At 71.3% G+C, this 12367-nt stretch carries 10 protein-coding genes; 9 read left to right on the top strand and 1 reads right to left on the bottom strand.

Going from position 1 to position 12367, the window contains the following annotated elements:
* Positions 1–69: 69 nt before the first annotated feature.
* Positions 70–498, bottom strand: a complete 429-nt coding sequence (locus ACGFYV_RS26220; protein ID WP_393880912.1) for a hypothetical protein — start codon at positions 496–498, stop codon at positions 70–72.
* A 996-nt stretch (positions 499–1494) separates the two neighbouring features.
* Here ACGFYV_RS26220 and ACGFYV_RS26215 point away from each other — a divergent pair.
* The 9 genes from ACGFYV_RS26215 (at position 1495) to ACGFYV_RS26175 (ending at position 12365) form a co-directional block, all read left to right on the top strand.
* The gene (locus tag ACGFYV_RS26215) at positions 1495–1947 is read left to right on the top strand and encodes a hypothetical protein (protein ID WP_393880911.1); all 453 of its coding nucleotides are present in this window, start codon (positions 1495–1497) and stop codon (positions 1945–1947) included.
* An 807-nt stretch (positions 1948–2754) separates the two neighbouring features.
* On the top strand, positions 2755–3561 hold the full coding sequence (locus tag ACGFYV_RS26210; RefSeq protein WP_393880910.1) for a hypothetical protein: 807 nt from the start codon (positions 2755–2757) through the stop codon (positions 3559–3561).
* Positions 3562–3680: 119 nt separating this feature from the next.
* Positions 3681–3935, top strand: a complete 255-nt coding sequence (locus tag ACGFYV_RS26205) for a hypothetical protein (RefSeq protein WP_393880909.1) — start codon at positions 3681–3683, stop codon at positions 3933–3935.
* Positions 3932–4999: a conjugal transfer protein gene (locus ACGFYV_RS26200; RefSeq protein WP_393880908.1), complete on the top strand. Its 1068-nt coding sequence runs from the start codon at positions 3932–3934 to the stop codon at positions 4997–4999. The genes ACGFYV_RS26205 and ACGFYV_RS26200 overlap by 4 nt, the downstream gene beginning before the upstream one ends.
* 14 nt (positions 5000–5013) lie before the next feature.
* Entirely contained in the window at positions 5014–5370 is a 357-nt protein-coding gene (locus ACGFYV_RS26195; protein WP_393880907.1) for a hypothetical protein, read from the top strand.
* Positions 5367–5942 carry a hypothetical protein gene (locus tag ACGFYV_RS26190; RefSeq protein ID WP_393880906.1) on the top strand — a complete coding sequence of 192 codons (576 nt, stop codon included), beginning with the start codon at positions 5367–5369 and terminating at the stop codon, positions 5940–5942. Before ACGFYV_RS26195 ends, ACGFYV_RS26190 begins: the two co-directional genes overlap by 4 nt.
* Positions 5939–8566 carry an ATP-binding protein gene (locus ACGFYV_RS26185; RefSeq protein WP_393880905.1) on the top strand — a complete coding sequence of 876 codons (2628 nt, stop codon included), beginning with the start codon at positions 5939–5941 and terminating at the stop codon, positions 8564–8566. Before ACGFYV_RS26190 ends, ACGFYV_RS26185 begins: the two co-directional genes overlap by 4 nt.
* Complete coding sequence (locus ACGFYV_RS26180) at positions 8563–11166, top strand: hypothetical protein (protein WP_393880904.1); 2604 nt, start codon at positions 8563–8565, stop codon at positions 11164–11166. Before ACGFYV_RS26185 ends, ACGFYV_RS26180 begins: the two co-directional genes overlap by 4 nt.
* On the top strand, positions 11163–12365 hold the full coding sequence (locus ACGFYV_RS26175) for a lytic transglycosylase domain-containing protein (RefSeq protein ID WP_393880903.1): 1203 nt from the start codon (positions 11163–11165) through the stop codon (positions 12363–12365). The genes ACGFYV_RS26180 and ACGFYV_RS26175 overlap by 4 nt, the downstream gene beginning before the upstream one ends.
* The last annotated feature ends 2 nt before the right edge of the window (positions 12366–12367 follow it).

Genomic DNA, 12367 nt, shown 5'->3' with positions numbered 1-12367 from the left:
GTTCCTCCTCGTCCAGCCCCCTGTCGTATGGGTTCGTCCGTGGCCGACGCCACATCGCCTGGCGGGAGTTCAGCGGGCGGGCCGGGTGCTGGACGGCGAGGCACCGCGCCGCCAGTCCGAGGGCTTCTGGCCGCGGAATGTCTCGCCGCTCTCGATCCGGGCCTTGTTCCGGGCGAACTCGCGCTCGGCTGCCGACATCTGCCGGGGCGCGCAGCCGAGGTGTCCCCAGCCGTCGGCCACCTTCGTGATGACCTCGCCCTTGGCGTAGTCCTTGAAGCAGGCCGGGCAGGTGCCCGGGTAGGCGGCCCGCACCGACCCACGCGGCAGCGGCACCGCCTTCTTCGCCGCCGTCCTCTTCGCGGCCGGCTTCCCGCCACCCGGCTTCTTCTTGGCGTCCTGCGCCCGCTTGATCGCCTCGCGCTGCGCCTTGCCGGGCCGCTTCTTCGGCTGCTGGCCGTGTGCCGCCTTGGCGGCCTTCTGCGCCGGGGTCTGTCCCACGCGCGGATCGTAGAGGCCGACGAGCGGCGGCTGACCCGCGCCACGCGCACCGGCCCGTCGGGATCGGCGGCGCGCGGAGGCGCACCAGTACGCGCGCGGCGCGATGAGGTGCGGACGATGGACCGCACTCCCCCACCGAGACGGTCGTCGTGTCGTCTGCGGTCGATCGAGAGCGCGCTGAACGGCACGTGAAGGCGACTCGGGCTGCCCGCAACGGTGCCGCAAGCAAGAAGAGCACTTCTCCTGGTGGACAGGAGAGGTGTTGGGACGGGCGTGGGATACCCCGAGCTGCCCCGACCTGCTGAAAGACCCACCCGGTGAACAACCGGTTGGCTGCCATTGGGCAACCCCATGAGCAACCTGGGAAGGCAGCACGGGAATGCAACCCGAAAAGCAGCCTGGGAAGGCAACCAGCCGCTGGCAGGCGGCACCGCGTTCGCGAAGGACTAGCCGCCCGGCACGTATCGAACGACCGTGCTATCCGTGGCCGTTATCCTGCCCTCTGGGCGACTTGGCATCGATCCAGAACAGGAACCCCACGATGACGACTCCCACGCCTCCCATCACTGAGCCCGATCCGTCCGCGCTGGTTTGCCCCGGCGACCAGGTCGGCAGCTGCGCTTCGTGCCAGCGACGGACGCACCGTTTCGGCCGTGGCGGCTGCCCGTTGTGCCAGTGGTGCGCGGCCCCGGTGATGGAGCAATGGGGTCCGAACGTGCACTACATCCGGACGCGCGGCTAGCCGGCCGCCCTCACGTCAGCTCAGCCAGCACCCGCCGCTGGTAGCTACGCCGGGAACATCCCTGGCACGCGCGTCAGTTCCGGGGCAGGTGCGCTGCTGGACATAGTGGTCGGCGCCGCGCTGGGCGTCTGTCGGTTCCTGCGCGTCGTCCTCCCGGCCGACCGCGACACCGAGCTTTTCGAGCGGCTACGCCCGGCGTCATCCCGCTCACCGACAAGGAACTGCGACAGCTGCCGCTGCCAACAGCGGTACGCGTGGCATGGCCGCGAGCGGCGCGGTCTGCTCCGGGCTCGTGGGGACGCGATCTGCACGGCCTGCTGTGGCCGGATGAGATCCGCGACCCGGCCACAGCAGCCCCTGCCACGGTCCCGCTGGACGACGACGAGGTCGACGAGGCGCTGGCCCTTGTCGACGCCATGACCCGCGATGACCTCACCGGTCAGGAGTTCACCGACCACTACACCGAGGCTCTGCACGAGGTGATCGAGGCCAAGCAGAAAGGCGACCGCCTTCCGGAGGCCACCACGCCTGATGTCCGGCCGGGGCAGCTGGTGGACCTGATGACCGCGCTACAGGAGTCCGTTGACAAGGCCCAGGCTGCGCGCGGTGAGGGCGAAGCAGATGTTCGCGAACCGCCAGCCAAGAAGACCGCGAACGCACCGTCCGGCAAACAAGTGTCCTCGGGGAAAGCCCGGCCTCGCGCATAGGCCTGGCTGCCCGCGCCCTGAGGCACCGCGGTGGAATCCAGTCCCCGACCCGAAGCAGTCGAGCCTTCCGTGGCAGTCCGCCACAGCGGTCCCTCTCGTTCTACCCAGCCGCTTACGTAGGTGCGCAGCCTCACGCCCGAAGAGTCTGTCGGTGGTGACGGTGCGCTGCTGTGTGCTGAGTGGGATCGAGTGGCGAGGGCACCTGTGTTCGGCAGCGTTCCATGGGGTGGAAAACGTCTGGAGCTGCAGTTTTCCAGCGTGGGTCACTCTTTGGGGCATAGCCGGTTGCGGCTCCACCGCATGCGCGAGCGCGTCCGCTTCCTAGGTGGAACGACTCCGTCAGGTTCGGGCCGCATCAGCGAATGCGCACCGCAATTCCACCTGTGGGCGCGACACCGGGGAGTGCCTCGCAGGGGTGTTTTCCATCGTGTGCGGGGTTGGAAGGTGCTGTCGGCCAGCCGCGCTTCTCCGCGTGCTCGCGTCCTCGGGCAGCGACCGACGGAGCGACGGCCTCCTCTCTGGGGCTGGTGTTCCGCCGGCGTCACCCGCCTCCCAGCCCTACCCCGTCGTGGCGTTCTCACGTGGTGGCGTAGCGCCTGGATCGCGGCGCGCGTCCCTGCTCTCACCGGGGTTGGGGCTGCCTCTCAGAAAGGGCCAGCGGGTGCCCCAGGGTGCGCGGGTCACTGCGTTTGGGGGTGGGTCACTCTTTGGGCAAGCGTCTGACCTGCGCGTTCGGGTGGTTGGGGTATTCGGTGGGGCATTGGTGCTGAGGAGAGTCCACGACACGGACTTGAAAGGGGTCGTGTCGTGGGAGCTACGCAGCGGGTGTTCGCGGGACTGGACGCGGAGTGGGCGATGGTGTGCGCCGACCCGGCGAACGGATCCCTCGTATACGCCTGGGTCGAGGAGTGCGGCGTCGCCTGGGCCGGAGCCCTGCCGCAGGATCTGCGTGGGCTCGTCGCCGGCCTCGCTGCTCGACGTGATGCCGCGTTCAGCGACCGATGGCTGAGCACTCTCCTGGAGCGCGCCGCGGGCGAGGGCCGGGAGGCACAGCTGGCCGCGCGCGTCATCGTGCAGACGATGGTGCCGGGCATGGTGCGTTTGACCCAGTCGCTGCTGACGCCGTGCCGCGACTTCGACGACGTGGCCCAGGTGGTGGTCGGCTGCCTGTACGTCGTCGCGCGGACGTTCCCGCTGCACCGCCGGACGAAGGTCGCCGCGAACTTGGTGCTGGAGACGCTGCACCACGCCACCCGGGAACTCGGGGCCGACGAGGCGCGCGAGGTCCGCCTCGATGCCCTGGGGGACATGCCCTCGGCTGCCGCTGACGACGTCGCGGACCGGGTCGCGCTGGCCCTGCTGATCGAGCGGGGGCATGCCCAGCAGGTGGCCACGGCCGCAGACGTTGAGGGTGCCGCGGGCGAGCTGGTGGCGCTGCTGGCGTGGGGCGTCGATCACGGATCTCTGCCAATCCAGCAGGCCCGCTCGGTGGTGAGTGTGGTGCGCGAGGAAGCGGAGCGCGCCGGTGCTGCGTCGCCGGCCGCACGCAAGCGGAGGTCGCGGGCGGTGAGTTGGCTGCGTCCGGTGGCGGACGAGTGGGTGGCTGCGGCGTGAGCGTGCGAAGCGCGGAAATTGGTGCGCCACGGCCGGTCACGTTCGGCGGGCTGCAGCTCCTTGGGGGTGCGTTCGGCGGCGACGGATCCGCCGCACATCCCGACTTGAGGAGGGAGACCGTGGCGATGACACACACGGTGCACGAGGTGTCGGCGCCGGCCGACTTGGCGGATCTGGACCTGCTCGCTGCGGCACGGCACCGGGTGAAGCAGTTGGTTGCCCTGTTGGAAACGCTGCCGTTCACGGAGCACACCGCGCGGTTGGCTCGCGAGTACCTGGATGAGGCGATCCCGGTACGGGAGGCGTTCGAGCGCTTCACTCAGCTGGGACAGGCCGAGCAGCAGCGGCTGCTGTGCCGGTGGGGAGCGTCGTGACGCGCCCCGGCCGAAAGGGGCGTGCCCGGGAGGCCGTCGCCGATGTCGCGGTGGACCAGGAGCTGGAGGAGCGGGGCGGTTGGTGGACGTCGCCGTCGACCGGGTCGGTCGCGGTGGCGACCAGTGTGGTGCGGCGTCTGGCGTGGGCATTGATGATCGCCGGTCCGGTGCTGGGGGGCTGGGCGATCGTGGCACAGCCCAGTGCCGGGGCCCGTCCCGCCCCGGTGGTGCAGTCCTCCAGCGGCGATACGGCGGGGCCGGGTGGGTTCGCGGAGATGTACGTCGCGGCGTTCCTGCGCGCGGGCGAGGGCTCCCAGAGCGAGCTCGCCGCTTTCTACTCCCGTGCCGGGGACCTGGAGCTGGGTGGGAAGCCCGATGCGGTGCAGGTCGGTCAGATCGCCGCGGTACGGGTGCAGGAGATCGCGCCGGGCCGGTACTGGTCAGTGATGGTCGCCGCACGTGTCCTGGAGCCCGCGCCCGAGACCTCCGGCTTTGGCGGTGAGCAGCCGCTGATCCGTATGCGGTTCTTCCAGGTTCCCGTCGAGGCGGACCGGGACGGCGGACCGCTGGCCGCGCTCGCGCTGCCAGCCGAGGTCGCTGCCCCCACGGGCAGCACGCCGAAGGCGGAACTCGCCTACGGCACACCGTTGCCGGCGCAGGCCTCCGACCCGGCCGTGGACACGCTGTCACGGTTCTTCGCCGCCTACCTGTCCGGGAGCGGGGAGTTGGGGCGTTACCTCTCCCCCGGCACCCGCCTCTCTCCGGTCAGGCCCGCCCCGTACCGGTCGGCGACCGTCGTCCAGGTCGCTGTCGAGACCGCCTTCCAGGACAGCGACGGTGACGGGCGGATCGGTGCCCCGGCGGGCGGGGAGCGGCTGCGCCTGGTGGCCGACGTCAAGGCCGCCCGCCCGGACGGCATCGCGCGGCCCCTGTCGTACGCGCTCACGCTGGCCGGCCGCGATGGCCGGTGGGAGGTCGCCGCCCTGGACGCGACCCCCAAGGTCACCCTCCCCTACCTGCCCTCCACTCCGACGGCGTCGCCGTCCAACTCGACCGCTCAGTAAGGAGAAGACCCCTCATGTACTCCACTTCGTTGGCCGCGGTCGGCATCATCGACGACTTCACCGGCCTGGGTAAGGACATCAAGTCCCTGCTGACCGTGGTCGTCCTCGGCATCATCTACGTGGCCAGTGTCGGTGCGACCTGGGCGGCCACCCGCTCCATGCTCAAGGCCGGCGTCGCCGCAGCGGGCGGCGCGGTCGTCCTCGGGATCATCGCCTCGCAGGTGACGATCAGCAACAAGACTGCCGAGGAGTTCAAGAAGGACCACACGGTCGGCCGGGGCTCGAGCGTTGTTCGTGTCACCGACGCGGTTCCGCCGTCTGTCCTCGTTGCGCCCAAGACGGTCAGTGACCGGGCGGAGCGGGACGCATGAGCACCGCAGGCGAGGAGGACCTCGTCGGCCGCTGCTACACCAAGGCCCGCCGCCACCCGAGCATGATCGGCCAGTGGGAGGGGCGCCGGCTGTGGGGCGGCCCGTACAGCGTGCCGCAGTTCGTCACGATGGGCGTCGTCTTCGCCGCGTTGATCTTCGTTCTGGTCGCTGTGCCCGGCTTGTGGGCCCGGTTCGGGCTCTTCAACCTCGTCGCCCTCGTCCTCTTCCCCTATCTTGCCTCGCTGCTGGTGCGCCGCCTGCACGTGGACGGCCGGCACCCGTTCGCGGCCCTGGCGAGCACGGTGAGCCTGGTCGCGGGCGGGCAGCACCCCCGGCTCGGCGGCCGGCGGCTGCGGTGGAGCGCCACGCAGCCGCTGCAGGGCACCGTCACCCTCACCCCCACCGAGCCGGCATCGAGCCGCTGCCCGGCCGCGGCTGCCGTGCCCTCGAAGATGCCCGCCCCGGCACGCCGGCCGTCGCGGCGCGCTGCCGCCGTGCCCGCTGGTGCTGCCTCGCACGCCCTCGCCCAGCTCGCGACCCGCCGCTCGACCACTTCCAGGGGGCACCGATGAGGATGCCGATCCGGCACGTGGCCGGGAACGTCGTGTGGAGCGTGCACGGCACGGTGTGGGCGCTGTACCGGGTGCAGGGAGTGGACCAGGTCCACTCCAGCAGGACCGCGAAGCTGCGCCGCCTGAAGGCGCTTGAAGCGCTGGTGAAGAAGCTGGTCGGCGAGTCGATGTGGCTCTCCCTGTGTCCGCAGGTCGACCCGCGCGCGGTGGTGCGGGCGATGACCGAGGACATCGACACGGCGGCCAGCGACGCATACACACAGGTCGCCCACCAGGTGCTGGACAGGTTGGAGGGCCTGGAGCTGACCGGGCGCACCGACTGGCTCGCCGTGCCGCTGCCCGCGGCCGGCCGCCGTCAGCGCATCGCGGACGTGGCGGGGGCAGCGCGGGCGGACGTCGCCCTGCAGTTGGGCCTGCTGCCCGCGCCGATCAGCCGGAAGGAAGAGGGCCGGCGCCTGGCGCAGGCGGCACGGATGGCGGCGACGTGGCCGGGCACGGTTGCGGTGCGGCCGGCGAGCGAGGCGGAGGTCCTGTGGATCTACGGGCACGCGGCGCGGCGCGGGGTGCTGGAGCCGCTGCTGCCCACCCCGGATGCCGCGCGTGGCGTCGTCAACCGGGGCCGCACGGTGGCCGCGCTCGGTCAGGCCGTCCTCACCGAGGGCGCGATCGACGGCACGCTCGCGGATGAGGAGGAGCGGCGCGGTGCCGGGGTGTTCAAGCGGCGGTGGCTGGAGGTCGCCACCGAACACGGCGCCTCCTACCAGGCGTTCCTGGCGCTCTCGGAGATGCCGGAGGCGTTCCGGTTCCCCGGCTCGGAGTACCTGGCCGCGCTGGACACGTTCGACTTCCCGGTGGACTGGGTGGTGCGCCTGAACGTCACCCCCGGGGCGGTCGCGGAGGCCAAGACCCGGCGTAAGGCCCGCGATCTGGCCGGGCAGCCCGAGGAGTGGGCGCACGATCCGGCCGGGGTGCCGGCCTCGATCGGGAAGGCCGCCGGCAGCCTCGCGGAGAACCGGGAGCGGCTGACCGCGTCCAAGGGCGAGGTCGACGTACGGGCCATGGTCGCCTTCTGCGTGTGGGGGGCGAGTCCTCAGGAGGTGGAGGAGCGGGCCGGGGTGCTCACCGCGGCGTTCGGCGGGGACGACTACACCCTGGACCGTCCGCTGGGTGACCAGGAGCGCCTCTTCTACGGGATGCTGCCCGGCGCGCGGACCCCGCAGGTGATGGTCTCCTACGCCCAGTACCTCCTCGCCCGTGACTTCTGCATGGCCGGTCCGTGGGCGGCGACCGAACTCGGGGATGAGCGGGGCCCGTTGTACGGGTGGCAGTTGACTGGCGGCGGAGCCCGTCCGGTGCTGATGGATTTCACCCGGGGCCCGAAGAAGCGGACCTCCGCCTCCGCGGCGTTCCTCGGCGAGCTCGGCGGCGGCAAGTCGTATGCGATGAAGTGCGCCGTGTACTGGACTCTCGCGGCCGGCCGCAAGGCGGGTGTGGCGGGCAGCCGCGGCCGCGCGGTGATCGTGGACCGCACCCCGAAGCAGGAGTGGCTCCGCTTTGCGCGGGCCTGCCCCGGCCGCACCGAGCTGATCACCACTGACAGCAGTGCCGCCGTCTGCCTGGATCCGCTGCGGGTCTTCACCCAGCGGCGCGGCCAGGTGCCGGTCGACCTGTCCGAGGCTCAGCGGCGCTGCGAGTCATTTCTGCACATGCTGCTGGGGATCCAGCCGATGGACGAGGCGGGTGACGTCCTGTCGGAGGCTGTCTCTCACGTCCTGGCCGGCGAGTCCCCGAGCATGCGCGCGCTGATGGCGCACCTGACCGAGCGGGGGGTGCGCGACGACGACGCGGCCTGCCGCTCCCTGGCCCGCAAATTGAACATGCACTCCCGGCGCGACATCGCCAAGGCCGTCTTCGACGAGAGCCTGCCGGTCATCGACACCGACGCCGACAGCGTGGTGTTCAGCGTGGCGCAGCTGGCGCTGCCCAAGAAGTGGGAGCTGGAGCCGGGGCACTTCGAGCGGCTCAGCCCGGAGAAGGTGTTCGGCCGCGCCGCTCTGTATCTGATCGCGACGATCTGCCGGCACATCGCGTTCGATCCGCGCCACGAAGCCGAGTTCTGCCAGGTCGTGTGGGACGAGTGCTGGTGGCTCACCTCCGCGCCCGAAGGGCTGGACCTGCTCCTGGAACTCGTGCGCGACGGCCGCAAGCACAACGCCGGCGTACTGGTCGGCAGCCACGACCCCGACGACATCGGCCCGGACACCGAGGTCGGCCGCATCGTGCGCGGCCTCTTTCCCCGCCGGCACCTGTTCCGCCAGACCAACAAGGAACTAGCGCGCCGCGGCCTCGACTTCCTCGACCTCGATGCGAACGACCCGGAGCTGCTGGAGATGGTCACCACCCGGCTCTCCCCGCTGGACGAGTCCGAGGCCATCCAGGCGCAGCGGGCCGGTGAGTGCCTGGTGCGCGACCTGTTCGGGCGGATCGGCGCGATGCGCGTCCAGATGCCGCTCGACCAGGCGCTCGCGGACGTCATCCACTCCGATCCCGAGCAGGGCCAAGGCCGAACAGGCCCCGGCGGCGGGGAACGGGCGGCGAACGGGATGGAGGAGGTGACGGTATGAGCATGCGGCGGGGGCAGTTCAGTGGGGTCGCGGACGTGCGGCGGCATCTGGCGGGCGGGCTGCTGTTCATCGTCGCGGCGCTGGCCGTGATGCTGCTGCTCGCGCCCCGAGCCGGCGCCGTTCCCGGGGACCCCTCACCGACACCGTCCCCGTCGGCATCGTTCCCGAGGTACGAGCCGGGCCTGGAGCCGACCATTCCCGGCCTGCTTTCGCCGCCCGAGTCCCCCGGTCTCTCCGCCAGCCCCACTGCCCCCGCGGGCAATGGCAAGGCCGGCGGCGGGGCGCAGGGCGACGGCAAGACGAAGGGCCCCGGCAAAGGCGGGACGGCCAAGGGTGGGGCGGGCGCGGCCAGGGAGCCGTCGGCGAAGGAGAAGAAGGCGGCGGAGCAGGAGAAGCTGCGCCGCGAGATGCGCAAGAAGGTCAAGGAGTACAAGACCAAGCACGGCGACGGCGGCGTCCTCAACGCGTTCGAGGTCACCGACAAGCAGGGCCTGCCGATCTCCGCGTACCGGATCGTCTCCGACAACGGCGGCGTCACCGACATCCCCGGTCAGATTCAGGGCGTGACCACGCAGGCCCTGTTCGAGAACACGAAGTGGGTCGTCGCGTTCGGCTGCTGGCTGATCTCCTGGGCCCTGTCCTGGGCCTTGGCCTCCCTGTTCCTGAGGCCCGCCCTGAAGCTGTCGGACGCCCTGTACAACCAGACCATCGTCCAGCTCGGTGTGCCGGGCCTGCTGATGGCGTACTCCGGCGTGGTCGCGTTCTGGAACATCACCTTCGGCAACCGCTCCCGCGGCTGGGGCGAGATCGCTGCCTCCACCGTGATCGGCGCGCTCGCCGTTTCCACGTTTGCCGCTCCCCCGCAGCTGCTCCTCGGCCGGCAGGACGGTGCCGTCGGCAAGGCCCGCGATCTCGGCATCGCCGTCTACGCCATCACCACCGGCCACGAGGACGCACTGACGAAGACCGGGCAGATCACCGAGACGAAAGCACGGGACCTGACCCGCACCGTCACCGACGGGATCGTCGAGGCCTTCGTGGTCCGCCCCTCCTTCCTCCTCTCCTACAACCAGCAGCTGAGCCCGACGTGCGTCGACCTGTACTCCGACTCACGCGTGCAGACGGCGTTCTTCAACGACCAGGTCGACGGCATCAAGAAGAAGATCAACGCCGCGCCGCAGGCCTTCGACATCGTCCCCGGCGTCGTCGGTGACCTCAGGGATGCCATCACCAACAAGGCGGTCGACTACGTCGCCAACGACCTGCTGGGCATGAACCCGAGCGACGACTTCGAGAAGGCCTGCGTCAAGGACGCCGGCGCGGCGAAGAAGTCCAGCTGGGACAAGGTCTTCGGGGCACTGTTCGTCTTCATCGCCGCCGTGCTGATGACGATGCTGCTGGTGACCACCGCGTTCTTCTACCTGTCCACGCAGATGCGTCTGGTCATCGAGGCCGTCCTGGCGCGGGTCGCTCTCGCCGCGGGCATCATGCCCGGCCCCGGTCGAGCGTGGCTGTGGGAGCGGGCCGCGAACATCGTGCGGCTCCTGGGCCTCCTGGTCGTCCTGGTCGTCGGCCTGGCCGTCGCGATCGTCCTGGTGACCGCGCTGCTGAATGCGGACTTCGGCGACAACGCCGGGGCCCTGCCCGCCCGGTTCGTCGCGGTCGACGTCGCGGTCATCTCCTGCTTCACGTTCCGCAAGCGCATCACCAAGCGCTCCAAGGCGTGGGCCACATCGGCCCGCACGCGCCTGGGCGCCAGCCCGCTCGGTGGCAGCTCCCCCGCCCTGATGAACCAGGACGCGGGCCGCAGACGGTCGCTGGCCTCGACGCTGGCCACCACCGCGCTGATGGTCGGCGCGATCGCCGCGACCGGCGGTGCTGCCGCCGGCGGCGTCGCGGCCGGCGGCTCCGGCTCCCTGATGGCGCTGGGCGGCCGCGGAGCGACCGCACTGGGCACCCGCATGGCCGTGCGCGGCACGACCGCCATGGCCAACGGCGCCACCCGGGCCGTCGCCGGAAGTGCGAAGGCCGCCTACAGCGCGGGCAAGTTCGGCCTCAAGTACAGCGTCGGCGCACCGGTCTACCTGCCGCAGGCCGCCCGCGCCGCCCACACCGCGATCAAGGCCGCACCCGGCAGCATGGCGCGCTCGGCCGCCCAGCTGCGTTCCCGGCTCACCCAGCCCGTGATCCGGCAGCTGCCCGCCGTCCGCGACTTCTCCCAGACGTACTGGAACAACATCGGCGGCCGCTGGGTCAGCAACCAGATCCGCATGCACCGCGGTCTGCCGCCCCGCCCGCACCCGCGTACCCCGCCGCCCGCCGTCCAACGGCCTGTCGTCCCGGCCCCCGCCGTACGCCGCCCCGCGGCTACTCCGGTACCGGCGACGGCGCGGCCGAGGCCGCCACGCCGGGCGGCACGGCCCGTGACACAGCCGGCCGCCTCGTCGCAGCAGCAGGCCCTGCGCCAGCGGCTGTACCGGATGAGTACCGACGCAGTCCGCGCCCAGCGCCCCGCCCCCAACCCGGAACCTCAGCAGTCCCAGCCCCCTGCCCGGCCGCGTGCGGGACGGCCCGCGCCGGCCCGCCGGAGGACCCCGTGACGAAGAAAGGATGGGTCGCGCTCAGCGCGGCCGCCGCCGTCATGCCCCTGCTGCTGTGCGTCAGCGCCGTGGTGGCCCTCACCAGCGCGATCGCCGCCGACCAGGACGACCAGAACCGGCAGACCGCCTACACGGCCGGAACAGCACAAGGGGTCCCGGCCTCGGTGAAGGGGATACCGCAGGTGATGCTGTCCGCGTACACGAACGCGGCCTCCCGCATCACCACACTGCGCCCGAACTGCACGGGGATGCGCTGGTCGGTGCTGGCCGGGATCGGCAAGGCCGAATCGAACCACGCCGCGGGCCGGCACATCGCCGGCAACGGGGCGATCACCCCGCGCATCATCGGTGCCCGGCTCAACGGCACCGGCGCTGGCGGCAACACCTCGAGCTTCACCGACACCGACAACGGCACCTGGGACAGCGACACCGCCTATGACCGGGCCGTCGGCCCGATGCAGTTCCTGCCCTCCACCTGGGACGGCCCCACCGGCCAGGACGGCAACAACGACGGAGTGAAAGACCCGCACAACGCGTTCGACGCGGCGCTCGGCACAGCCGTCTACCTGTGCGGCAACGGCCACAGCGATCTGAGCGACGACACCCAGCTACGCAAGGCGGTGCTGCGCTACAACCACGCCAGCTGGTACGCCGACGAGGTCCTGCAGAACGTCCACCAGTACGACCAGCTCGCTGCCGTCCTCGGCAACACCGGCAGCAACGGCCCCGTGCCCGTCGCCGTGTCCCTGCCCGGCCCCCCGGCCGCCTACCAGGGCGGCGCGACCGCCTGCTCGTATCCCGACCCGACCGGCGGCCGCTGCCTGACCGGAGCAACCGCCCACGGGTACACCGAGATCCTGAAGAAGTGGCCACACTGGCACGGCGGGATCGGCTGCCAGACACCGCGCGCCGAAGGCGGCGAACACCCGCTCGGCCGGGCCTGCGACTACACCGCCGGCACCCTCGGCACCCGGGCCTCCGGCTCCGCGCTTGCCCAGGGCTGGGCGCTGGCCGCGTGGCTGCGCAAGAACGCCGACGCCCTGCACGTGCAGTACGTGATCTGGCAGGGACGCATCTGGAGCATCAACCACCCCGAGGACCAGAGTGGTTGGGGACGGCTGTACGACCACGGACTCAACAACCCGCACACCATCACCGGCGGCCACTACGACCACGTCCACGTCACCTACAAGGACTGACC

Source organism: Streptomyces sp. NPDC048297, from assembly GCF_043201585.1.
Taxonomy (GTDB): domain Bacteria; phylum Actinomycetota; class Actinomycetes; order Streptomycetales; family Streptomycetaceae; genus Streptomyces.
This window is presented reverse-complemented; position numbering and strand designations above follow the sequence as displayed.

Excerpts from the sequence above, each read along its gene's own strand:
- ACGFYV_RS26195 (WP_393880907.1), top strand. The coding sequence starts at position 5,014 with ATGTACTCCACTTCGTTGGCCGCGGTCGGCATCATCGACGACTTCACC.
- ACGFYV_RS26190 (WP_393880906.1), top strand. The coding sequence starts at position 5,367 with ATGAGCACCGCAGGCGAGGAGGACCTCGTCGGCCGCTGCTACACCAAG.
- ACGFYV_RS26185 (WP_393880905.1), top strand. The coding sequence starts at position 5,939 with ATGAGGATGCCGATCCGGCACGTGGCCGGGAACGTCGTGTGGAGCGTG.
- ACGFYV_RS26180 (WP_393880904.1), top strand. The coding sequence starts at position 8,563 with ATGAGCATGCGGCGGGGGCAGTTCAGTGGGGTCGCGGACGTGCGGCGG.